The organism is Sphingosinicella sp. SM1-17, from assembly GCF_056821765.1.
Window position 1 is genome coordinate 81,472 of the sequence record NZ_JBPDIO010000001.1, and the last position, 22,144, is coordinate 103,615.

At 64.7% G+C, this 22,144-nt stretch carries 26 protein-coding genes; 15 read left to right on the forward strand and 11 right to left on the reverse strand.

Annotation, left to right across the window (positions count from 1 at the left end; genetic code table 11):
- Nucleotides 1–17 precede the first annotated feature (17 nt).
- Genes ACRYLT_RS00420 through ACRYLT_RS00430 form a run of 3 tightly spaced genes read left to right on the forward strand, consistent with a single transcriptional unit; the run spans nt 18 to nt 1,905 of the window.
- A complete protein-coding gene (locus ACRYLT_RS00420; protein WP_482662139.1) occupies nt 18–467 on the forward strand; it encodes a tRNA (cytidine(34)-2'-O)-methyltransferase in 450 nt (149 codons plus the stop codon).
- A complete protein-coding gene (gene hemF / locus ACRYLT_RS00425) occupies nt 464–1,327 on the forward strand; it encodes an oxygen-dependent coproporphyrinogen oxidase (protein ID WP_482662140.1) in 864 nt (287 codons plus the stop codon). Before ACRYLT_RS00420 ends, hemF begins: the two co-directional genes overlap by 4 nt.
- A gap of 59 nt (nt 1,328–1,386) precedes the next feature.
- Entirely contained in the window at nt 1,387–1,905 is a 519-nt protein-coding gene (locus ACRYLT_RS00430; RefSeq protein WP_482665365.1) for a GNAT family N-acetyltransferase, read from the forward strand.
- Here the strand turns inward: ACRYLT_RS00430 and ACRYLT_RS00435 are convergent.
- The gene (locus ACRYLT_RS00435; RefSeq protein WP_482662141.1) at nt 1,902–2,714 is read right to left on the reverse strand and encodes a DUF7847 domain-containing protein; all 813 of its coding nucleotides are present in this window, start codon (nt 2,712–2,714) and stop codon (nt 1,902–1,904) included. The genes ACRYLT_RS00430 and ACRYLT_RS00435 overlap by 4 nt on opposite strands.
- Before the next feature lie 42 nt (nt 2,715–2,756).
- On the opposite strand from ACRYLT_RS00435, the gene lipB reads away from it, so the two are divergent.
- The 4 genes from lipB to ACRYLT_RS00455 all read left to right on the forward strand — a co-directional run bounded on the left by lipB (nt 2,757) and on the right by ACRYLT_RS00455 (nt 5,068).
- Nucleotides 2,757–3,440, forward strand: coding sequence for a lipoyl(octanoyl) transferase LipB (gene lipB / locus ACRYLT_RS00440; protein WP_482662142.1), 684 nt, complete (start codon nt 2,757–2,759; stop codon nt 3,438–3,440).
- Between the two features lie 101 nt (nt 3,441–3,541).
- Nucleotides 3,542–3,817 carry a hypothetical protein gene (locus ACRYLT_RS00445; RefSeq protein ID WP_482662143.1) on the forward strand — a complete coding sequence of 92 codons (276 nt, stop codon included), beginning with the start codon at nt 3,542–3,544 and terminating at the stop codon, nt 3,815–3,817.
- 148 nt (nt 3,818–3,965) lie between these two features.
- Entirely contained in the window at nt 3,966–4,271 is a 306-nt protein-coding gene (locus tag ACRYLT_RS00450) for a hypothetical protein (protein WP_482662144.1), read from the forward strand.
- A gap of 128 nt (nt 4,272–4,399) precedes the next feature.
- Nucleotides 4,400–5,068: a hypothetical protein gene (locus ACRYLT_RS00455; RefSeq protein WP_482662145.1), complete on the forward strand. Its 669-nt coding sequence runs from the start codon at nt 4,400–4,402 to the stop codon at nt 5,066–5,068.
- A gap of 21 nt (nt 5,069–5,089) precedes the next feature.
- On the opposite strand, the gene queE is transcribed toward ACRYLT_RS00455, so the two are convergent.
- The 7 genes from queE to ACRYLT_RS00490 all read right to left on the reverse strand — a co-directional run bounded on the left by queE (nt 5,090) and on the right by ACRYLT_RS00490 (nt 10,440).
- Entirely contained in the window at nt 5,090–5,716 is a 627-nt protein-coding gene (gene queE, locus ACRYLT_RS00460) for a 7-carboxy-7-deazaguanine synthase (protein WP_482662146.1), read from the reverse strand.
- Nucleotides 5,713–6,408 carry a 7-cyano-7-deazaguanine synthase QueC gene (gene queC, locus ACRYLT_RS00465; protein ID WP_482662147.1) on the reverse strand — a complete coding sequence of 232 codons (696 nt, stop codon included), beginning with the start codon at nt 6,406–6,408 and terminating at the stop codon, nt 5,713–5,715. Before queC ends, queE begins: the two co-directional genes overlap by 4 nt.
- A 149-nt stretch (nt 6,409–6,557) precedes the next feature.
- Nucleotides 6,558–6,962, reverse strand: a complete 405-nt coding sequence (locus ACRYLT_RS00470; RefSeq protein ID WP_482662148.1) for a DUF3617 domain-containing protein — start codon at nt 6,960–6,962, stop codon at nt 6,558–6,560.
- A 108-nt stretch (nt 6,963–7,070) separates the two neighbouring features.
- Entirely contained in the window at nt 7,071–7,991 is a 921-nt protein-coding gene (gene hslO, locus ACRYLT_RS00475) for an Hsp33 family molecular chaperone HslO (protein WP_482662149.1), read from the reverse strand.
- 104 nt (nt 7,992–8,095) lie between these two features.
- On the reverse strand, nt 8,096–8,893 hold the full coding sequence (locus ACRYLT_RS00480) for a M48 family metallopeptidase (protein WP_482662150.1): 798 nt from the start codon (nt 8,891–8,893) through the stop codon (nt 8,096–8,098).
- 2 nt (nt 8,894–8,895) lie between these two features.
- Nucleotides 8,896–9,780, reverse strand: coding sequence for an LOG family protein (locus ACRYLT_RS00485; protein WP_482662151.1), 885 nt, complete (start codon nt 9,778–9,780; stop codon nt 8,896–8,898).
- Between the two features lie 9 nt (nt 9,781–9,789).
- A complete protein-coding gene (locus ACRYLT_RS00490; RefSeq protein WP_482662152.1) occupies nt 9,790–10,440 on the reverse strand; it encodes an extensin family protein in 651 nt (216 codons plus the stop codon).
- A gap of 126 nt (nt 10,441–10,566) precedes the next feature.
- On the opposite strand from ACRYLT_RS00490, the gene ACRYLT_RS00495 reads away from it, so the two are divergent.
- The 4 genes from ACRYLT_RS00495 to ACRYLT_RS00510 are packed head-to-tail and all read left to right on the forward strand — an operon-like array spanning nt 10,567 to nt 14,211.
- Nucleotides 10,567–11,721: a phosphoserine transaminase gene (locus ACRYLT_RS00495; RefSeq protein WP_482662153.1), complete on the forward strand. Its 1,155-nt coding sequence runs from the start codon at nt 10,567–10,569 to the stop codon at nt 11,719–11,721.
- A 9-nt stretch (nt 11,722–11,730) separates the two neighbouring features.
- A complete protein-coding gene (gene serA, locus ACRYLT_RS00500; RefSeq protein WP_482662154.1) occupies nt 11,731–13,308 on the forward strand; it encodes a phosphoglycerate dehydrogenase in 1,578 nt (525 codons plus the stop codon).
- Nucleotides 13,309–13,348: 40 nt separating this feature from the next.
- Nucleotides 13,349–13,738, forward strand: coding sequence for a hypothetical protein (locus ACRYLT_RS00505; RefSeq protein ID WP_482662155.1), 390 nt, complete (start codon nt 13,349–13,351; stop codon nt 13,736–13,738).
- A gap of 50 nt (nt 13,739–13,788) precedes the next feature.
- Nucleotides 13,789–14,211: a hypothetical protein gene (locus ACRYLT_RS00510; RefSeq protein WP_482662156.1), complete on the forward strand. Its 423-nt coding sequence runs from the start codon at nt 13,789–13,791 to the stop codon at nt 14,209–14,211.
- Here ACRYLT_RS00510 and ACRYLT_RS00515 read toward each other — a convergent pair.
- Genes ACRYLT_RS00515 through mutY form a run of 3 tightly spaced genes read right to left on the reverse strand, consistent with a single transcriptional unit; the run spans nt 14,189 to nt 16,505 of the window.
- Complete coding sequence (locus ACRYLT_RS00515) at nt 14,189–14,647, reverse strand: CHRD domain-containing protein (RefSeq protein ID WP_482662157.1); 459 nt, start codon at nt 14,645–14,647, stop codon at nt 14,189–14,191. The two genes, ACRYLT_RS00510 and ACRYLT_RS00515, sit on opposite strands and share 23 nt — an antisense overlap.
- Nucleotides 14,647–15,510, reverse strand: coding sequence for an NAD(+) diphosphatase (gene nudC / locus ACRYLT_RS00520; protein WP_482662158.1), 864 nt, complete (start codon nt 15,508–15,510; stop codon nt 14,647–14,649). Before nudC ends, ACRYLT_RS00515 begins: the two co-directional genes overlap by 1 nt.
- On the reverse strand, nt 15,507–16,505 hold the full coding sequence (gene mutY / locus ACRYLT_RS00525) for an A/G-specific adenine glycosylase (RefSeq protein WP_482662159.1): 999 nt from the start codon (nt 16,503–16,505) through the stop codon (nt 15,507–15,509). The genes nudC and mutY overlap by 4 nt, the downstream gene beginning before the upstream one ends.
- A 9-nt stretch (nt 16,506–16,514) precedes the next feature.
- Between mutY and ACRYLT_RS00530 the strand changes: the two genes are divergently transcribed.
- From ACRYLT_RS00530 to smc, 4 genes are read left to right on the forward strand one after another with little or no spacing between them, the layout of a single operon-like run.
- Nucleotides 16,515–17,171, forward strand: coding sequence for a DUF721 domain-containing protein (locus ACRYLT_RS00530; RefSeq protein WP_482662160.1), 657 nt, complete (start codon nt 16,515–16,517; stop codon nt 17,169–17,171).
- Entirely contained in the window at nt 17,168–17,905 is a 738-nt protein-coding gene (locus ACRYLT_RS00535) for a thioredoxin domain-containing protein (protein WP_482662161.1), read from the forward strand. The genes ACRYLT_RS00530 and ACRYLT_RS00535 overlap by 4 nt, the downstream gene beginning before the upstream one ends.
- On the forward strand, nt 17,906–18,604 hold the full coding sequence (locus tag ACRYLT_RS00540) for a thioredoxin domain-containing protein (protein ID WP_482662162.1): 699 nt from the start codon (nt 17,906–17,908) through the stop codon (nt 18,602–18,604).
- A 20-nt stretch (nt 18,605–18,624) separates the two neighbouring features.
- On the forward strand, nt 18,625–22,068 hold the full coding sequence (smc, locus tag ACRYLT_RS00545; protein ID WP_482662163.1) for a chromosome segregation protein SMC: 3,444 nt from the start codon (nt 18,625–18,627) through the stop codon (nt 22,066–22,068).
- Nucleotides 22,069–22,144 lie beyond the last annotated feature (76 nt).

Sequence of the window (22,144 nt, forward strand, 5' to 3'; positions counted from 1 at the left end):
TGCATGGATGCCCAATCATGCGTCTTGCACTGTACCAGCCGGACCAAGCGGGAAATGTCGGCACGATCTTGCGGCTCGCTGCCTGCCTGGGAGTCGGTGTCGACATCATCGAGCCCTGCGGCTTTCCCTGGAGCGATCGCGCGCTGAAGCGCGCTGGCATGGACTATGCCGAAGCTGCCAGGGTGACTCGTCACGCCGGCTGGGAAGAGTTCACGGCGAGCCACTGCGGCCGTCTGGTCCTTCTGACCACTGCGGCAGCGACCCGCCTGGATGAGGCCTCGTTCGGAACCAAGGATATCTTGCTACTGGGGTCGGAGAGCAGCGGCGTTCCCGACGAAGTCCACAAGCGAGCCGAACTTCGCGTGCGCATCCCGCAGGTGAAGGGAACGCGATCCTTGAATATCGCCGTGGCCGCGGGCATCGCCCTTTCCGAGGCGTTGAGACAGGTGAAAGGCTGGCCCGAATGATCGAGCTGGATGAGGAACAGCAGGCAGCGCGGGACTGGTTCGAATCGCTGCGCGATCGAATCTGCGCCGAATTCGAATCGATCGAGATCGAGATGGGGAGCGAAGCCCGCTTCCACTACTCTCCCTGGGAGCGCAGCGATCCGGACGGTTCGCCGGGGGGCGGAGGCGTCCGCGGGCTCATGAAAGGCGCGGTGTTCGAAAAGGTGGGAGTCAATGTCTCGACGGTCGGCGGCCGTTTCAGTCCAGAATTTGCCAAGACCATCCTCGGGGCGGCTGAGGACCCGCATTTCTTCGCCACCGGGATCAGCCTCGTCGCTCACATGACCAATCCCCATGTCCCCGCGGTCCACATGAACACGCGATTCCTGACGACGACGAAGCGCTGGTTCGGTGGCGGCGCGGACTTGAACCCGCCCATCCCCTATGAAGAGGACACCGCCGAGTTTCACGCTCGGCTGCGCGCCGCCTGCGCGGCTCACGATCAGACCTACTACACCCGCTTCTCGAAATGGGCGGAGGACTATTTCTTCATCCCGCACCGAGGCGTCCACCGAGGCGTGGGGGGCATCTTCTACGACCATCTCGAATGCGCCGAACCGGGCGGAGGGCCGAGTTTCGAGGCAAATTTCGCCTTTACCCGGGACGTCGGCGAAGCCTTCCTCGACATCTTCCCGCGGCTCGTCCGACGACGCATGAACATGCCCTTCGATGAAGCGGATCGGGCACGGCAGCTGGAATGGCGGGGCCGCTATGCCGAGTTCAACCTGATCTACGATCGGGGCACTCTGTTCGGGCTCAAGACCGGCGGCAACGTCGACGCAATCCTGATGAGCCTGCCGCCGCTCGCCACCTGGTCGTGAGCGGGAGGCTGGAGGACCTGCCGCCGGGCCATGTCGGCGCAGTGGTGACTTTTCTGGAAATGCACCGACCGCCGCCTTCAGGTCCGATCCCGCAGTCGCGGCTCACACTGGAGCATTGGTCGATCCTCGAACCGGAGCGCTATCGAAATCTGTTTCGCCGGGTTGGCGAGAAGTGGCTCTGGTTCTCGCGGCTGGCCATGACCGACGAAGCGCTGCTCTCTGCGGCCGGAGAAGTCCACGTAGTGATCGATCCGACCGGCTCGGAAGTCGGCCTGATCGAACTGGATTTCGCGCAAGACGCCGGTGAGTGCCTGATCCGCTTCCTCGGGCTAGTCCCGGAGCTGGCGGGACAGGGTCATGGGCGCTGGTTGTTCGGTCAAACACTGGCTCTGGCTTGGCGGCCGGGTGTCGGCCGCCTGAGGGTCCACACTTGCAGCCTCGATCATCCTGCCGCCTTGCCGTCCTACCTGCGGGCCGGTTTCAAGCCTTACAAGCGGGCGTTCGAGTGCTTCCCGGACCCGCGCCTCGCAGGCTTGTTGCCGCGATCGGCGGCGCCGCAGATTCCGGTCCTCGATTAGGCGAAGACTTCGGCCTGAGGCGTACCGGTCAGTTGGGCGTAGATCCGGGCGATCATCGTCACGAAGACGGCGCTCAGCACCGACTGAAGAAGCGCAGAGATGATCGTCATCAGGATCATCGAGACACTTCCCGGTTCCGGGGGGCCGGCAAGTGCGAAGATCAGAATTCCGAATACCGCCGTGATCGCGAACACGACGATCGTTCCGACAATCATCAGCAGAAGTGCGAAGCCGAGCAGTTTCCAGAAATGCCCCTTCGTGAGCGCCCAGCTGCGCTGGATGATGGCGATTGGACCGACCTGCTCCGCGGCGGCCACGGGAGTCATGAGCATCAGCCGCACCCAAATCGCGATTGCGACGACCAGCAGGATCAGCATCGCCAGCACGATCGGTCCTGCCGCCGCGGCGGGATCGCCGCCGGTCAGGCCGGCCCCTCCTGCCAGAACCAGGATCAGCGGTATGGCGAGGATCGCAGCAGCGAGACCGAGCAGCAATGATGCCAGAAACAGCGGGACCAATCGGCGCACGCCATGTTGGAGCGCCTCACCCACGGAGGTACCGGAACGCAGCGCGAGAGTGCTGATCGCGATCGTACCGACCAGGCTCGCCAGAATCGCGACTGGGAAGATCAGAAGCCAGGCGCCGGGATCCGGAAGTGCGCCAGGCGTAGTCGACGCTGGCATCAGGATCTGCATCAGGGCACCGGGGACGGCGATCAGCAGAAAGGCGATTGGCAGAATCAGCCCTGCTTCGCGTTTCACGAATTCGGCGGTCTCGGTCCACGCAGTTGAGATCGACAGATTCGCCATTCACTTTCCCTTCCCTGTTCGTCGGCGTTATGCGCATCGCCGATGGCCGACGCAACTTTCTCCTCCGTACGGAACGTCGCTGAAGATCAGCCAGTCGAATGGCGACTCTCGCCCGGACTGACACCCTATCCGGAAGCGCTTCACGAGATGGACATGCGGGCTGAGGCGATCCGCGTCGGCACCGCGGCCGAGCTTGTCTGGCTGCTTGAGCACCCGCCGCTCTATACCGGAGGAACCAGCGCCGATCCGGCCGAACTCTTCAATCCCGAGGGCTTCCCGGTCTATTCGGCCGGGCGCGGCGGTCGCTACACCTATCATGGACCTGGACAGCGGGTCGGCTACGTGCTGCTCGACCTCAATCGAAGGGGCCGGGACGTTCGCCGATTCGTTCATTCGCTCGAAGGCTGGGTCATCGACGCGCTCGGCGAACTGGGTGTCGAGGCTCGCCGGGCCCCCGGCCGGATCGGCATCTGGGTCGATCATGGATCGACGGAGGCGAAGGTGGGCGCGATCGGCGTTCGCGTCCGACGCTGGGTGACGATGCACGGATTCGCGGTCAATCTGGACCCGAAACTTTCCCACTTCTCAGGGATTGTGCCGTGCGGTATTGCCGAGTTCCCGGTGACCAGCCTCGAACAGATGGGACTGACGAACGTGCAAGCTCGGTTCGACCTGGCGCTGAAGAGCCGCCTTCCGGATTTCCTTGCCTCCCTCGCGGGAGAATAGGAAGGCTTGAGGGCTGTAACCTTTCCGTATAATGTGCACCACCGATTTGGGTAAAAAAGGGGGCCTACCCGACCAAATCATCAATCTAGGGAGACCTTTTAATGCGTGACATTCTTTCGAAAGCCACCACGGGTGCGATGATTGCCGGTGCGGCCCTGCTGGTTGCGGCCTGCGGCGGCGGTGACACGGCGGCGAACAACACCGTCACCACCGACCTCGGCAACGACACCATGTACGACACCAATGCGACCGACATGGGTCTCGACACCAACATGACCATGGACACGAACATGACCACCGACATGAACGGCATGGACATGAACACGACCACGACCGACACGACCGACATGGGTAACACCACCACCAACGGTATGTGATCGTCCGCAACTTCGCGTTGCAGAAGGCCGCCGGGAGACCGGCGGCCTTCTTTTTTCAGGCGCCTTGTATCCGTCTGTACATCCGCGCCCTTGCCGCCAGGTCAGTGCAGGGTTAAGGGCGCGCACCGTCCAACATGGGAGGCCTACGATGCGCAATCTCCTTTCCTATACCGCGCGGATGGCGATGATCGCCGGCGCCGGTTTGCTCGTGACCGCCTGCGGCGATGGCGGCGAAGCGACCAACAATGCGGCCGTCGAAACGCTCGACAGCAACATGATGCTCGACACGCTTGGCAATGATGCGAGCGCAATGGAAACGGTCGGAAACGCCAGCGAGACTCTTCCGCCGCTCGACACGGGCAATCAGGGCACGGACGCGCCCGAGATCTTGGGCAACACTTCCGGCGGCGACACCGGCGGAAACACCGTCGAGAGCAACGTCAGCGGTATGTAAGTTTGGGCGCCGGCCGACGGCCCGCGTCCGTGACAAAGCGTGCCTTCGGCGCGATCGGATTGCGCCGAAGGCCTCTAGCTTCTTCGCCAAGCTGTTGTAATAGAAGCCAAGTGCAGGCGGAGGGTGGGATGAAACTGAGGCTCAAATCGGCGTTGAAGGCTTTCGCCATCATGCTGGGGATCGGCGCTGCCTCGCCCGCTTCGGCTCAGCTCTTTCTCTACGATCCCGTATTTCAGAGCGGCGCCGTTGACCCGAGCGATCCATTGGTCGGCGTTCCTCTGCCAGGAGCCACCCCGGCGGAGCATCGCGCCCATCTGCTTTGGAACCTCCGCTCCGGACTGAATGTCGCGGCGCTTCAGTGCCAGTTTTCGCCCTTTCTTCGGACGGTCGACAATTATAACAGCATCCTCGACCATCATTCGGGCGAGCTGGCGGCAGCCTACCAGGCGCTTGAAGGCTATTTCCGCCGCGTCCATGGGCGCACCGGACCACGTCGCTTCGACGATTATTCGACCCAGACTTACAACAATTTCTCGACCCTGCAGGCTCAGCTCGGATTCTGCCAGACGGCATCGCGGATCGGCAAGGAGGCGCTGACGCGCCGCAAGGGCGAACTGCACGAACTGGCCGCGGCCCGGATGCGGGAGCTTCGAAGCAGCCTCACTCCGGCGCACGAGAATTTCTTCTTCACTCGGATGCCGATCGCCCTCGCCTCGATCAGCTTGGCCCCGGTCGACTGCCGGACTCTTCCTCGTCGCGAGCGCCGTGAATGTCTGCGGGCGCAGCGGCGGAGATAAGCGAGGGTTTCTCCGACGAACTCAGGGCAGTCCGATCAGCTTGTGGTTCTGGAGACTGAGCTTCCAGCGCGGGTCGGCCATGACCAGGTCGATCGAGGCGGCGAGCGCTGCCTGTGCCTCGGAGCAGTCCATCGGCTGAACGAGGAAATGGTCGAAGTCCCATGAGGCAAGCTCGTTCGGGTCGATTCTCGGTTGGGGCCAGACGAGTTTCAGCTCGTTGCCGGACCGCTGCACGATCCTTGTACCCATCTTCGGGCTGACGCAGATCCAGTCGATTCCTTCGGGAGCAGGCAAGGTGCCGTTGGTTTCCACCGCTATCTCGAACCCGCGCACATGAAGGGCGGCGATCAGGTCGAGGTCGAGCTGAAGCATCGGCTCACCGCCGGTGATGACCACCAGTCTGCGGTCAGCTTCGCCCCAAAGCTCCTCGACCTTGGCGGAAAGCGCCTGAGAGTCATAGCGCCCGCCATTAATCCCGTCGGTGCCGACGAAATCGGTATCGCAGAAAGTGCAGTCGGCATTTGCCCGATGTTCCTCGCGCCCGCTCCAGAGATTGCAGCCGGAAAAGCGAAGAAAGACGGCGCGCCGCCCGGCCTGCATGCCCTCGCCCTGAAGCGTGAGGAAGATCTCCTTGACGGCGTAGCTCATGCGCCGGTCTTTCCGGTTCTTGCATAATCAGTGGGATCTCGAAGTCCCGCTTCGATAAATCCCCGGGCGCGAAGGCGGCACGAATCGCACAAGCCGCAATGCTTCAGATCCGGAGTCGGATCGTAGCAGGACCAACTCATGCCCGCGTCGAGCCCGAGCCGCTCCGCTTCGGCCGCGATTTCGGCCTTCGACATCCGCAAAAGCGGTGCGTGGACGGTGAATCGTTCGCCTTCCACGCCTGCTTTGGTGGCAAGGTTGGCAAGCGCCTCGAAGCTCTCGATGAAATCGGGCCGGCAATCGGGATAGCCGGAATAATCAAGCGCATTGACCCCGATGAACATGTCGCGGGCGCCGGCCGCCTCCGCCCAGCCAAGGCAGAGCGAAAGGAAGATGGTGTTCCGAGCGGGAACGTAGGTGATCGGAATCTCGCTGCCCAACCCCTCCTTGGGAACGTCGAGATCGTCGGTGAGGGCAGAGCCGCCGAACTGGCGAAGATCCAGCGGCAGGACGACGTGACGCTCGGCACCGAGATGACGAGCGATGTTCGCGGCCGACTGAAGTTCGACCCTGTGCCGCTGGTTGTAGTCGATGGTCAGCGCCAGCAGCCGGAAACCGGCGGCGCGCGCAAGTCCAGCGACGACCATCGAATCCAGCCCCCCGGAGAGGAGTATCACGGCAGCCTTGTCACTCATCGCGCGCCTATAGCCCGGAGGGCTTGAAAAAGAATGGGCCGCCTGCCCTCGCGGGAGGCGGCCCAGTTCAGGCATCGTCGCCTGCTAGGGAGGAAAGCGTGCCACTCACGGCACTCCATTCCTATAACTAAACTATGATAAACAGGCAGTTAACGGCATGGACCGACTCGCCTCGCCTCGCCTCGCAGAGCGAAAGGCACGCCTCCGCTGACACCCTGGCTGTCGATCTGTGCGAGTCGCGGCGTTTCGAGCCTGATCGTCGTCTGCCCAAATCCATTGCCGGGACAGGAATAGCGTATGGTCGCGGATTCGGGACTCGACGAGACGAGACTCCGGCTACAGGCGGCGGCGCCGTGCCGAGGCTGGATCAGCAGGTGACGCTCACCGAGACAGATGGAAGTGATCAGGGCATTGCCTGGACCGCGAAACTCCCATTGTCCCGGCTCCAGTCGATCGAGCAGAGCTATTGACGGGGCCTGGGTCGGACCCGGCGCGACAAAGAAGACGAGAACGCCGAGCGCCGAGAGCGCCCGGCCCAACGGCCGCAAGTTCATGTTCAGAGCCACTCCAATTTGTGGCCGGCCGCCCCCGCTTGCCCGGCGCAAGCCCGATAGCAGATCTGGCAGGTGGCCGCCAAGGAGCCGAAGTTCCGGGTCGGGGAATCAGCTATCCAGGTCGTCCAGCTTGATCGGAAATATGCGCGAGCAGAATTCGCAGTCGACGCTGATGAAGCCGTCATCATCGGCCATTTCCGCGCGCTCGGCACCGCCGAAACGCGAAATGACGTCGCGCACATATTCGTAGCTGCAGCGACAGCCCTTGCTGAGACCGATCGCGGTGAGGACTCGCACTTCCTCTTCCTCGTGGAAGAGCCGCCAGAGCAGATCGTGAAGCGGCAGCTCCTGATCGAACAGCTCGTTTGCCCGGATCGTTTCCGCCAATACCCGCACATGCTCCCATTCGGGATGGTCCATGCGTGTGTGCAGCCGCTCGCGCCCTTCCTCGCCTTCGGGAAGATGCTGGATCAATATGCCTCCGGCGACGTGGCCGGTATCGTCCACGGCAAGGCGCACCAGGCTCGGAATCTGCTCGGACTGGCTGAAGAAATTCTGGGCGGCATCGGCGAGGCTCGAGCCTTCAAGCGGAACGATCCCCTGGTAGCGTTCCTTGGTCAGCGCCTGATCGAAGGTAATCGCGAGATAGCCCTTGCCGAACAGAGTGAAGAGCGAGGGCAGGCTCGATTCGGAAGCAAGGCGCTCCTGATCGAAACGAACATAGCCGCGGAGCTCACCCTTCTTGTAGTCGCAGACGAGCAGGTCGACGATTCCGGCCTCGGTCTGCGCCTGGAGAGTGAGCTGACTTCCCTCCTCCTTCTGAGTCGAGCCGAGAAGCGCCGTCAGGACGAGGGCTTCGGAGAGGATTCGTGCGATTGGAGCGGGATAATCGTGCGCGGAGAGTATCTCGTCGAGCACGGGTCCGAGTCGAGCGAGGCGTCCCCGGGCATTCTGCCGGGGCAGTGTGAACCCGACCGCCTGGTCGAGATTTGCGGACACTCGAGTGTCGTTCTGGATTTCCGAAGCCATGATGCCGATGTGGCAACGCGGCGGGCGCGTTCAATATCCCCTTTTCCCCGCCGTGGGATGTCGCGGCCTCGATTCCGCTCGGCCGCAGCCAAGCCGCCGAGCCGTCATTCGCTTCCATATTCTCTCAGATCAACCGCTCTAACAGACGTTTCCATGTCCGGGCACAGCTTCGCCAGCGCCCTATCGGCCTCGCGCAGTTGCTTGCGCAGATAAGGTTTCAGGTGTGGCTCGGCCTCTCCCGCCCCTCGCCCGGAGAGCCGCTGGAAAATGACGAGTGCCGTGACGAGCGCCCCTTCGCTAAGATAGCCCTGGAGCCGTGACGTCCAGCCGGCTGCACTTGCGGTTTGAAACTGACCAAAGCTCCGGGCGCTGTTGGCAAGAAAGATGCCGAAACCGAGATAGACGGCAACCAGGTCCGTATGGAGCTCGTGAAGCGACCATCCGCCCGGTGGGGTGCCGTCGGCGGTCGCCATCAGGTAATGGCCGAGTTCGTGCGCGAAAGTGGCGACGAGGCCCTCTGGATCGCGCTCCATGTCGGGATTGTAGCTGATCACGGCGATCCGCCCGTTCGCCCCCTCCTCGATGTGGAAAGTCCCGCAAGGCGAAGGCGGCCCATCATGGTGGAGCAGGAGAGCATTGCCGGCGTCGTAGGGGCGGTCGGCCAGTCCTGCCTCCAGCCGGCAAGGCCATTGCTCCATTCCGGCGGCGCGCCGCACGTCGTCGAACAGCGCCTGCGCCCCTCCAGCCATGTTGCGAATGGACGTAAACCATTCCGTCGTCGGGAGAACCAGTTCTGATCCGCCGATCTCGCCGAACTGCTGCTGCAGCCATTTGAAAGTCGCGAACTGAAACTCCAGTTCGTCCTGATCGATCGGGAGACGAGGACCGAACAGCGACAACAAGGCTAGGTGCCGTATCCGAGCTCCTGGGAGCTGCCCTGATAGTGCCGGCACACGCAGTCCCAGGCTTCCTCGGCCGTTTCGCAGAAGGTGAACAGGTCGAGGTCGGCCGGAGCGATCACTCCTTCATCCGCCAGGGCCTGGAAATTGACCACACGGTCCCAGAACTCGCGGCCGAAGAAGATGATCGGCAACGGCTTGATCTTCTTCGTCTGGACCAGCGTCAGCAGCTCGAAAGCTTCATCGAACGTGCCGAAACCCCCGGGGAAGACCGCCACCGCCCGGGCGCGCAGCAGGAAATGCATCTTGCGCAGGGCGAAATAGTGGAAGCGGAAGGACAGCTCGGGAGTTACATAGGCGTTCGGCATCTGCTCGTGGGGCAGAACGATGTTGAGCCCGATCGTTTCGCGCCCGGCTTCGACGGCGCCGCGATTGGCGGCTTCCATGATCGAGGGGCCGCCGCCGGAGCAGACAACGAACTGCTTGCGCCCGTCCGAATCCAGTCCAACCTGGCTTACCAGCCCGGCGAGCCGGCGCGCCTCCTCGTAATATTTCGACTTCGCCTTGAGGCTTTCGGCAATTCGGCGCTGATGGTCGGTCGCCGCGGCCTCGATCAGCGCATCGGCCTTGGCGGGTTCCGGAATCCGGGCTGAGCCGTAGAAGACGAAGGTGGAGGCGATATTGGCTTCGTCGAGCAGGAGCTCGGGCTTGAGCAGCTCGAGCTGGAAACGCACCGGACGCAGATCCTCGCGCAGCAGGAAATCGAGATCCTGAAAGGCAAGTCGATAGGCGGGATCGACGGTCTGGGGACTTTGCGTCGCCTGAGCGGCGACCTCAGCTTCTTCGCGAGCAGGATGGAAGACGCGCTTGGGCGGGATGGGATCGGTCATGGCGGCGCTTTAGCGGCAATAGGGGCCGCGTCCCATGTCGAAATGGAAGTGGTTGTAGTGATTGGCGTCGGAGTCCGGCCCAAGCCCGATATTGAAACGGCGACAGCCGGCGCGATGGACGGCGCGGAGGAACTGCCGGACATCCTCGTCCTCCCCGCCCCAGCCCTGCTCGACGCTGATCCGGCGACCGTCGGCGAGAATGAAGGCCGACACGTCCACCGCGTTCGCGAAGGCATGTTCGCTCAAGCGAGCGCCCGGCCTGCTGTTGACGCTTCGGCAGGCATAGGTGCCGAACGTCTCGATCCGTCGCACCGATGTTCCGAACCACTGGCTGGCGGCAGGTTGGACGGCTTCCCGGGTCCAGCGGGCGAACTGCCGAGCGAGCGGGCAGGTCATGGCGCCGAGATTCGTCACCGGCGTGCCGATGTCGAGCAGTTGCACCGCTCCGACAGCGGAACATCCGCCCGCGAACATTCGGTCCGGCAGCGCCCGATATCCGACGCCCTCCCGATCGAGTTGGGAAAGGCATTGCCGGAGGTCGGGGGATGCCGGATCAGCACGAGTCCGTCCTTCTTCCCGCGGCGGCAATGACGGCCGCTCCGAGCGCGGGATGCAGGCCTGGAGCAGAAGCAGGACGAGCAGAATCAAGCCGGAACGCATCGCTCAACTGCTGATTGCGTCGTCCGCGGCCGTCAACCCGGTTGACAGGCGGCGGCACGGCTCTAATCCCGTTGCCGGGCCACGCCGTCCCAACGCGGCGCGTGCTCTCTGCAAGGAGAGTTGACAGTGACGAACGAGAAGCCGGCCACGCGTCCAGCGCGGCCTTATTTTTCTTCCGGCCCCTGCGCAAAGCCGCCGGGCTGGTCCCCCGGCAAGCTTCCGATCGGGTCGCTTGGCCGCTCGCACCGCTCCAAGCTCGGCAAGGCCCGACTCGCCCATGCGATCGAGCTCACCCGGCATGTGCTTCGGGTTCCACCAAGCCATCGGATCGGCATCGTTCCCGCCTCGGATACCGGTGCGGTGGAGATGGCGTTGTGGAACTTGCTCGGAGCGCGGCCGATAACGCTGCTCGCCTGGGAGAGCTTCGGCGAAGGGTGGGTGACCGACGTTTCCAAGCAGCTCGAACTGGATGCCAAGATCCTCAGGGCCGACTATGGTCAGCTCCCGGAGCTAGGCAGCGTCGATCCGGCCAGCGACGTCGTCTTCACCTGGAACGGAACGACTTCGGGCGTCCGCGTAGCCGACGGGGATTGGATCGCGGCCGATCGCGAAGGCCTGACGATCTGCGATGCGACCTCCGCCGCCTTCGCCGTCGACCTGCCCTGGGACAAGCTCGATGTCGTGACTTTCAGCTGGCAGAAGGTGCTCGGCGGCGAGGGTGCTCACGGCGTGCTCATCCTCGGGCCTCGAGCCGTCGAACGACTGGAAAGCTATGTTCCCGCCTGGCCGCTTCCGAAAATCTTCCGGATGACGAAGGGCGGCAAGCTGATCGAGGGCATCTTCAAAGGTGAAACGATCAACACGCCGTCCATGCTCGCGGTCGAAGATTATATCTACGCGCTCGAATGGGCCGAACTGCAGGGTGGACTCCAGGCGCTGATCGACCGGGCCAATGCCAATGCGGCCATGCTCGACGCTTGGGTGGAACGAACCGGCTGGGTCGAACATCTCGCGGTCGATCCTGTCACCCGCAGCAATACCAGTGTCTGCCTCAAGTTCGCCGAAGCCGCAGTGGAAGGGCTGGACGAGACGGCCCTCCGAGCCTTGGTGAAGCGGATGGAAGCACTTCTGGAGGCTGAAGGGGTGGCGTTCGACGTTGCCGGCTATCGCGATGCTCCACCGGGAATCCGGATCTGGTGCGGCGCGACGGTCGACACCGACGATATCGAGGCGCTCGGACCTTGGCTCGACTGGGCCTTCAACGAAGCTCGAGAAGGCTGAGGAGCCGACATGCCGAAAGTTCTGATTTCCGATTCGATGGATCCCAAGGCCGCCGAAATCTTCCGCGACAACGGCGTCGAAGTCGACGAGAGACCCGGCCTCAGCAAGGACGAGCTGAAGGCGATCATCGGCGACTATGACGGACTGGCCATTCGTTCCGCTACCAAGGTCACGGCGGAGCTGCTTGAAGTGGCAACCAGGCTTCGCGTGATCGGTCGTGCCGGAATCGGTGTCGACAATGTCGACATACCGGCCGCCACGGCGCGCGGTGTCGTCGTGATGAACACGCCGTTCGGCAATTCCATCACTACGGCCGAACATGCCATCGCCCTGATGTTCGCGCTTGCCCGGGAGTTGCCGGCGGCGGACTCCTCAACCCAGGCCGGCCGGTGGGAAAAGAACCGGTTCATGGGCGTCGAGCTGACCAGCAAGACCCTGGGTCTGATCGGCTGCGGCAATATCGGGTCGATCGTCGCCGATCGCGCCCTCGGGCTGAAGATGAAGGTGATCGCGTTCGATCCCTTCCTGACGCCCGAGCGGGCGCTCGACCTCGGAGTCGAGAAGGTCGATCTGGAGACGCTGCTCGCGCGCGCCGACTTCATCACCCTTCACACCCCGCTCACGGACCAGACCCGCAACATCCTCAGCCGGGAGAATCTTGCGAGGACGAAAAAGGGGGTGCGGATCATCAATTGCGCGCGTGGCGGCCTCGTCGACGAGGCCGCCCTCAAGGAGGCTCTCGATACCGGCCATGTTGCCGGCGCCGCGCTCGACGTGTTCGTCGAGGAGCCGGCCAAGGCCAATTCCCTTTTCGGAACCCCAGGCCTGATCGCGACCCCCCATCTTGGCGCTTCGACAACGGAGGCCCAGGTCAACGTCGCCATCCAGGTCGCCGAGCAGATGTCGGATTTCCTTATGAGAGGCGGCGTCACCAACGCGCTCAACATGCCCTCCCTCTCGGCTGAGGAGGCGCCTCGGCTTCGCCCCTATATGGAGCTGGCGGAAAAGCTCGGCTCGCTCGTCGGCCAGGTCGAGGGGCGGCGGATCTCCGGAGTTTCGGTAGAGGTGGAAGGCGCCGCCGCGGCGCTCAACCAAAAGCCGATCACCGGCGCCGTGCTGGCGGGCCTGATGCGCATCTATTCGGACACGGTGAACATGGTCAACGCGCCCTTCTTGGCCAAGGAGCGAGGGCTCGACCTTCGGGAGGTTCGGCACGATCGTGAGGGCGATTACCACACGCTCGTGCGCGTCGCCGTTGCCACCCCTGATGGCGAGCGTGCCGTCGCCGGCACCCTGTTCGGCAATGCCGCGCCGAGGCTGGTGGACATGTTCGGAGTCGCGATCGAAGCCGAGCTGGACGGGGAGATGATCTATATCGTCAACGAGGACCGTCCGGGCTTCATCGGCCGCCTCGGCACGACGCTCGGCGAGGCTGGAGTGAATATCGGCACCTTCCATCTCGGCCGACGCGAGGCCGGCGGCGAAGCGGTCGCGCTGGTCTCGGTCGATGGCCACATCGCCGACGACGTGCTCAGGAAGCTGGAAGCGCTTCCGGGCGTTAGACGGGTGAAGCCGCTGCGATTCTGATCCCGAACGTGATAGGTCTGCAGCGGAGAAAGGAGACCGCATGCGCCTGTTGCTTCTGCTGACCGCCCTGCTGCTCGGATCGCCTGCTCTCGCTCGGGAACCTGAGTGGCGAACGGCGCCCGAACAGGACGTGCTTCTTCGGCCGTTCGCCTACGAGCCGCAGCTGATCCGCTTGCAGGCGGGACGGCCAATCAAGCTTCGGTTCGTCAACCAGGGACAGGCGACCCACAGTTTTTCGGCCGGAGATTTTTTCCGGGCTTCGATCCTGCGTGCCCGCGACTCCGGCGATCTTGGCGACGGCAGCTTCCGCCTTCGACCGGGAGAGCGTCGAACGATCGCTCTGGTGCCCGCGCCGGGACGCTACCGGGTTCGAAGCAACAACATCATTCACCGTCTGCTCGGGATGCATGGCGAAATCCTGGTCGAATGACTTGATGAACGAAGATTGTGTGTTACATACCTAACACACAAGGAGGAAGAATGGCGAAGGTGAAGGTTCCAAAGCGGGTCGGTGGCGTGAAGGTGCCGAAGAAGGTCCGCAAGCAGGTGAAGAAGGCGCTCAACTTCGCCGACAGTCCGGCTGTTCGCGATCTTGCGATCGCCGGCCTTACGATGGCCGCCGAAACGCTGATCGATCGTGCCCAGTCGCGACAGATTGCGAAGACGGGAGCAAAGGAGGCGCTGGACGAGCTCGGCGCCGGCCGAAAGCCCTCCGGCGCTCCGTTGAAGGCGAGTCTCGATTCCCTCGATCTCGGAGAGGTTCTGCGCGCCGCCGCCGCCGAAGGCGCCCGCCGTTTCCTGGAAGGCTATGAAGAAGGAAAGCGCGGGTCCAAGGCTCGCAATGGGCCTCGTCCGCCGCGAAGGAAGGCCAACGAGCCGCTCAGCGCCTCTGCGCCCGAATGAAGCCGCCGCGGAGCTGTCCGCGAATCGCTCCGGCGGGGAATGCCTGAGAGTGCACGTTGACGTAGAAGGCGTGCGAGCGGCCGATCATTTCCTGGGCAAGCGCCTGATCGACAGCGACGCAGCCAACGCTCCGTCCATCGTCACCCGGCGTGGTCAACGTCACCACTGGTGGCCCTGCCCTTCCCGCTTCGCCGCGATGGATGTGAGCCGCCGTCACGGTATCGATGGCACGCGCATAGAGCTCCCAGCAGAGCCGGCCCTCGGCCGGGTCGACGCGAATTTCGGCGGTGCCGTTTCCGTCGGGATCGCCCGGCCCTGGCACCTCCTGCAATCCCGTCAGCGAAGCGTTCAAGGTCGCCCGCTGCATCCCGGGAGAGGTTGCACAACCGCTCGCAAGCAGAAGCAATCCGATCAGGCTGATTCCGGTCCGTCTCATCATTCCTCCTGTCCGTCGAGCCAGTGGCGAAGCAGCGTATGCGCAATGGCGAAAGGTGGCGGCGCCAGAAAGGGCGCTTCGGGATCGCCCGCCAAGGCCGCGGCGACCCCGGCGCGATCCACCCAAATCGCTGCTTCCAGCTCGTTGACGTCGATCACCAGTTTATCGGACTCGGCGCGCGCCAGGCAGGCCAGCATCAAGGATCCCGGGAACGGCCAAGGTTGGCTGGCAACGTAGCGCACGTCAACGGCCCTCACTCCGGCCTCCTCCATCAGCTCGCGCGCGACCGCTTCCTCGATCGACTCGCCGGGCTCGACGAAGCCTGCCAGAGCGGAATAGCGCCCTCGCGGGTATTGCGGCTGCCGGCCGACGAGGACCCGATCATCATATTGGGCGAGCATGATCACCACCGGGTCAACCCGCGGGAAATGCTCCGCTCCGCATCCGCCGCATCGCCGCCCCCATCCGCCACGGAAGCCTGAAGTCGGAGCACCGCAAGCGCCGCAGAAGAGATGGCGATTGTGCCATTCGTTCAAGCTGCGCGAAGCACCCCAGATAGCCGCATCGCGCGGACTCATCAGGCTGAGCAGCTTGTACACGCTCGAGGCCCGTTGACCCGGCGCAGTCCGGACCAGCGGAGCGAACAGCGGCACCTCGCCCTCGAGCCCCAGAAAGATGACCTCGCCATCGGCAATCTCGCCCGACCAGATCAACCGCCCCTCGTCGTCGAGAACCGGATCAAGGTCGGCAAGCAGGAGCAGGCGCGCCCTTCCTCCGGCTGCGAGCGCGCGAAGTCTCCCTTCGTCGAGGCGAAGATGGTCTGCCCGATCGAGCGCCGCGCCGGTGAATCCGGGAGCGCTCATGCGGCTGCCCGCCATTCGGCACCACGGGCGGCCAGCTTGGCAAACAGGGTCGGCAGACCGGCCTCACGAATCCGCTCGATCGGCCACCAGAGCCCGTCCGAGCGCGTGCCGCCTTGCCCGCAGAGCAGTCGCATCCTCAGCGCGAAATGGGTGAAGACGTGGTCCACCGAACCTGCCTCTCGCCAGGACAGGTCGGCCGGAGCGTCGGTCGGCAGACCGAGCATTCCACCGAGCAGTCCCCGCTCGGGCCGTCGGACGAGCAGCACATGGTCCTCATTTTCCAGCCAGTAGGCCACGCCTTCGCGGCGCGGCCTGGCCGTCCTTGCAGCCTTGACCGGGTATCCTGACGGATTGCCCTGGCGAAAGGCCTCGCATCCGCTCGCCAGCGGACAGCGGCCGCAGTCGGGGTTTCGGGGCGTACAGAGGGTTTGCCCGAGCTCCATCATCGCCTGGGTGAACTCGCCTGGGTTCGACCTGGGCACCAGAGTGCCGGCGAACTGCCGGATCCTTCGCCGTGCCGAAGGCAGCGCCTCCTCGACCGCGAACAGGCGCGCAACGATCCGCTCGACATTGGCGTCGACAGCGACGGAAGGTCTGCCGAAGGCGATGGCGGCGATCGCCGCCGCCGTATAGTCGCCAATCCCCGGAAGCTTGCGCAGCTCGGCTTCTTCGGTCGGGAACCGACCCCTGAGCTCCCCCGCAACTCGCCTGGCGCAGGCAAGCAGGTTCCGGGCTCTGGCATAATAGCCCAGGCCGGCCCAGGCGTTCATCACGTCTCCGTCCTCGGCAGCGGCAAGCGCCTCGACCGTCGGCCAACGCTCGCTGAACTTTTCAAAATAGGGACGAGCGTGAGCGACGGTGGTCTGCTGGAGCATGATTTCGGACAGCCAGACCCGATAAGGGTCGGCCGGCTTCCCCGCCGGCGCCCGCCAGGGAAGCGGCCGCTTATCCACAGCATACCAACATAAAAGAGCCTGGGAGGCATCGACGGGCATGACCGGCCTATGCCATGCTTCCGCCGGGGTGAAAACTTGACCAAGCCGGGCGGAACCAGAAAAAGGCAAGCGGACGAGGCGGTCCGGGCCCGTCGGGTGCGCCCCGTTTCCGAGCTGCTGCCCGAGGTCGGCGGAGCCGCTTTCCGCCGCTTCGGTTTCGTGCAATCCTCGATCGTCAGCCGATGGCGCGAGATTGTGGGCGAGCGCTACGCCGCCGTTTCTTCTCCCGAATCGATCCGCTTCCCACCAGGGCGAAAGAGCGGTGGAGTGCTGACTCTCGTCGTGGAAGGCGCACATGCGCCGATGATGCAGCATGTCGCTCCGACGATCATCGAGCGGATCAATCGCTTCTTCGGCTACGCGGCCGTGGATCGGGTGAGCTTCCGCCAGGGCATCGTCCAGGTGGCCAGGACGAAGAGCGGCAAGGTTCCGCGCTCGCTTCGACCTCTCCAGTCCGATCCTCCTTCTTCGAGGATCGATGGCGACCGCGAACTTCCGACCGAGCTCGGCGAGTCCCTGCGCGAGGTGGCCGATCCGGAGCTTCGCGCCTGTCTGGAATCGCTTGCACGTGGGCTCTCCTCCGGCGAAGGAGCTGGCGGGATGGCGATTCCGATCGTGACGGCGATCCCAATCGTTGGCAGAATTGGTGGAGACAGGAAGAAATGAAGACCCACATCAGCGCCGCCGCGCTCGCCCTCGGACTATTGCTTTCGGGCTGCGGCGAGGGAAGCGGAGACCTGAATGCGGCGGCGGCCAACCAGTCAGCGCCGCTTCAGCAGATCCCGGCGCCGAACAACGGCGACTGGACCGAGGTCGTCACCCGGACCGACGAAGGCTTCCTGATGGGCAATCCCGACGCTCCCGTGAAGCTGGTCGAATATGCCTCGCTTACTTGCCCGCACTGTGCCCAATTCTCGGCCGAGAGCAGCCCTGCCCTGCGCGACACCTATATTCGTTCTGGCCAGGTGAGCTGGGAATATCGCCCCTTCGTCCTCAACATGCTTGACGCCGCAGCGTCGATCGGCGCCCGCTGCCTGACTCCGGCCGCCTTCTTCCCGGCGATCGAGCAATTGTTTGCCCAGCAGCAGGAGTGGACGGCAGCGATCGACGAGACCGAAGGGCAGCGCATCTCGGCCATGCCGCAGAACCAGCAGCTCGCAGCGGCGGCACGAGCGATGGACCTCGACACCTTCTTCGCTCGTCGTGGCATGCCGGAGAGCCAGTTCAACGAATGTCTCGGCGATCAGCAGGCGGCCCAGCAGCTGGCCGAGCGAAACCAGCGCGCGGCGCAGGAGCATGGGATCACCGGCACCCCCACCTTCCTGATCAATGGGCAAAAGCAGGAAGTGTCCGACTGGGCGGCGCTCGAGCCTCTCCTTCGCTCTTCGATTGGCAGATAGGTGCGGGCGCGGCTTCTTCTTGCGCTGGCGGCGGCATCCGTGGCGCTGCCGCAGGCAGCACTTTCTGCCCAGCATAGCGAAGCCGCCCAGCGCGACTGGACCCGTACCGTCGTGAGGACCCCGGAAGGCGGCTTTCGGATGGGCAATCCCGACGCGCCGATGAAATTGGTCGAATATGGTTCGATCAGCTGCTCGCACTGTGCCGATTTCAGCGCCGACGCATCGCCTTCACTGCAGGGGCGGCATATCAGGACCGGCCGGGTCAGCTTCGAATACCGGCCCTATATGATCTTCCCCACGGACCCGGGCATTTTCATGCTGATGGAGTGCCTGGGCGCTGAGCGCTTTTTCGATGCAAGCCAGCAGATCTATGCGAGCCACTCCACCTGGTTCGGCAGGGTCCAGGCCCTCCCGCAGGCGGAGATCGAACGGATCGCGGCGCTCCCGGAAATGCAGCAGGTCGCGGCGTTCGTCCGTGCAGCCGGCGTCGATCAGATCTTTCGCCAATTTGGAATGAGTCAGGCGCAGATCGACACCTGCCTGAGCAATCCGGCCGGTTTCCGACGGCTCGTGGAGATGAACGGCGCCGCTGACCGGGCGGGTATCCGGGGAACGCCAACATTCCTGATCAACGGCCAGATAGCCAATACCAACGTCTGGGCGGGGATCGAACCGCTGCTTCAGCCGCCGGGCCGGTAGCGAGCGAGGGCCGGGGGAAAGTGAAGGTCAAGCGCCTCAAGCTTTCGGGTTTCAAGAGCTTCGTCGAGCCGGCCGAGCTTCTGATCGAACCGGGGCTTACGGGGGTTGTCGGCCCCAATGGCTGCGGCAAGTCCAACGTCCTCGAGGCGATCCGCTGGGTGATGGGGGAGTCTAGTCCCAAGTCGATGCGCGGCTCCGGCATGGACGACGTGATTTTCGCCGGCACTTCGATCCGTCCCCCCCGCGACTTCGCCGAAGTCAGTCTGCTGGTCGAGCGGGGTACAAGCGAGGGAGAAAGCGAAGGCGATACCCCGATCGCGCCGGCAGGCGAGGTCGAGATCACTCGAAGAATCGAGCGGGGCGCGGGATCGGCCTATCGGGTGAATGGCCGTGACGTTCGTGCCAAGGACGTCGCCTTGCTGTTCGCCGACGCCGCTACGGGCGCTCACTCCCCCGCCCTCGTTAGCCAGGGGAAGATCAGCGCGGTGATCGCGGCAAAGCCGACCGAGCGGCGGGCGATGCTGGAGGAAGCCGCGGGAATTGCGGGCCTTCACGTGCGCCGCAAGGACGCCGAGCAGAAGCTACGGGCGGCCGAGACGAACCTTACGCGGCTCGACGAAGTGCTGGCCGACATGGAGCAAAGGGCGGGCGCTCTGAAACGGCAGGCGCGGGCCGCCGAGCGCTACCGGAGACTGTCCGATCAGATCAGAATTGCGGAAGGCCGGCTGATCTTTGCGCGATGGAGGGAGGCCGCCGAAGCGGCCGAGGCGGCGAAGAAGGAAGCCGAGCTGGCCGGGGCCGCCGTCGATCAGGCGGCGGAGAAACAACGAGCCGCCGCTGCCTGGCAGCACGAGGCCGCTCGGGACGTGGCCGACAAGCGCAAGGCAGCGGAAGCGGCGCGCGAACGAGCCTCCGAGCTCGGCCATCGGCTCGCGGCTCTGCGAACTGAACGGGAGTCGCTTCGCCGCCGAATCGATGAACTGGCGGAACGGCAGCGCACCCTGGTGAGCGACCGCGCCCGCGAGGAATCCCTCCGCGAGGACGCTCGGGTAGCGCTTGCCCGGCTCGAAGACGAACTCGGAGCCATCGCCGCTCGCCTCGCCGATGCGGAAGAGCGGCGAGGAACGATCGATATCAGGACGGTCGAGCTCGAGGATGCCGCTCGAGCCGCAGAGGCCGCGCTTGGCAAGGCGCGGGCCGTTCAGGCGGCGGAGCAGGCCGAAGCTCGGGTAGCCCAGGCGGCGCTCGAGGCAGCGCGCCAGAAGCTGGCCCGTGCCGACGCGGAAGAACGCCGGATTGGCGAGCAGATGCAGGGCCTCGGCGACGAGGCTCCGCTCGCGGAGGCGCTTCAGGCCGCAAAAGACAGGCGCAAGGCGGCGGAGCAGCGGCTGGTCGAGGCAAGCGAGGCGATCAGCGCGGCTGAAGCGCGGCGTCAGGATGCAGCGGCCGAGCGCGACGAAGCCGAAAGCCAGGCAGCAGCCGCCCGCGCCGCGCTTGCCGCGCTTCAGTCCGAGGCGAAGGCGCTCACCAGGGCGGTTGAAGGCTCGAGCGGGGATCGGGCAATCAATCACGTCCGGGCACAGCCCGGCTTTGAACGGGCGCTCGCCGCCGCTCTGGGAGAGGATCTCGAAGCGGCGCTTCAGGGCGACTCGTCGCGCCGGTGGACCGGTGCCGAATCGCAGGACACTGATCCGGAGCTTCCGGCAGGCTGCGTTCCGTTGATCCAGCATGTGGAGGCTCCTCCCGCTTTGATCCGCCGGCTCCGCCAGATTGGCGTTGTCGAGGAGGATGACGGCAGCTCGCTCGCCGTCGGGCAGAGGATCGTTACCCGAGACGGGCGATTGCGACGGTGGGACGGGTTCGTGGCCGTCGGAATCGGCGCGGCTGCAGCCGAGCGACTGATCCGGGTGAACAGGCTTGCCGAGATCGAGCAGTCGATGCCCAGTGCCGAGGCTGCGGTGGAAGAAGCGGAGCGTCGCAGCCAGCAGGCCCGGGCAACCATGGACTCCGCCCGGGCCGCTGCGGATTCGGGGCGCCGCGCCGAGGCAGAGGCCGCCTCAGCCATTCGCGAAGCCGGTCGCCAGGAGGATTCCGCCGCGGTCGAGATCGAGCGGCTGGAACTGCGCCGGACGGGTCTCGCCGAGCGGGCCGCGCAGGCTGCAGCCGACGTCGCCGACGCTCGGCAGGGCCTGCAATCCGCCGAATCGGTCTGGGCAGCGCTTCCCGACGCATCGGCAACGGAAACCAGGGTTGCGGAACTTCGCGACGCCGCCGAGCAAGCGCAACAGGCGCTTGCGGAGGTGCGTGCCGAAGCTGCCACTTATGCCCGCGCCGTCAGCGCCGACCGACAGCGATCGGAAGCGGCGCGCAAGGAGCAGGCCGACTGGCGCGCTCGCGCGGTCGAAGCCGAAAAGCGCCACACCGAGTTCGGGCGCCGGATCGCCGAAGCCGAAGAGGAGGCGAAGCGGCTTGCGAAGGCACCCGGGGAACTGGACCGCGAGATTGCCGCGCTGACCGAAGAGTCGATCGCCGCATCCGAAGCAGCTCAAGCCGCCGCCGCTCACGAACGGGCGGCAGAGCAAGCGCTTCGCGAAACCGAGGTGAAGCTGGCCGACGCCGTGGAAGGGCTTGCGGCCGCGCGTGAAGCGCGTGCCGGAGCTGTGGCCCGGGCCGAGAGCCAGGAGGCCCGCCGGATCGAAATGAGCCGGATTTCCGGCGAAAAGTTCGAGTGCCCCCCGCCCCTCCTGCCGCAGAAGCTGCCCTTCGAGTCCGATTCGGTCGAGCCGGTGTCGACGGAATCGGCCCGACTGGACCGTTTTGTTCAGGAGCGCGAGCGGCTTGGCCCCGTGAATCTGGTTGCCGAGTCCGAGCTGGCCGAACTGGAGGAAAGCCGCACCGCTAGCCAGTCGGAGCGGGAAGAACTCGGGGTGGCGATCCACCGCTTGCGAGGATCGATCGGAAGTCTCAACCGCGAGGGCAGAGCGCGGCTTCTCGCTGCCTTCCAGGAAGTCGACCGGCATTTCAGGAGCCTCTTCATCACCCTCTTCGAGGGGGGGCAGGCCCATCTCGAGCTGGTCGAGTCGGATGATCCTCTGGAGGCCGGGCTCGAAATCATGGCGCAGCCGCCGGGCAAACGCCTTTCCGCGCTTACGCTCCTTTCCGGCGGCGAGCAGGCGTTGACCGCCGTCGCCTTGATATTCGCCTTGTTCCTCACCAACCCGGCTCCGATATGCGTGCTCGATGAAGTCGACGCTCCGCTCGACGACGCGAACATTGAGCGATTCTGCGATCTCCTGGACCGAATGGTCGGGGAGACGGAGACCCGTTACCTGATCGTCACCCACAATGCGGTGACGATGAGCCGCATGCACCGGCTGTTCGGAGTCACCATGATCGAGAAGGGCGTCAGTCGGCTCGTCAGTGTCGACCTTGGTGGCGCGGAGCGCTTGCTCGCGGCGGAATAGGTCGGGAACCGCAGCCGAGTTCCCCCGGTGCGCTCAGCGCGCGGTGAAACCGCGGGATCGCTCACAAGAGGATCGC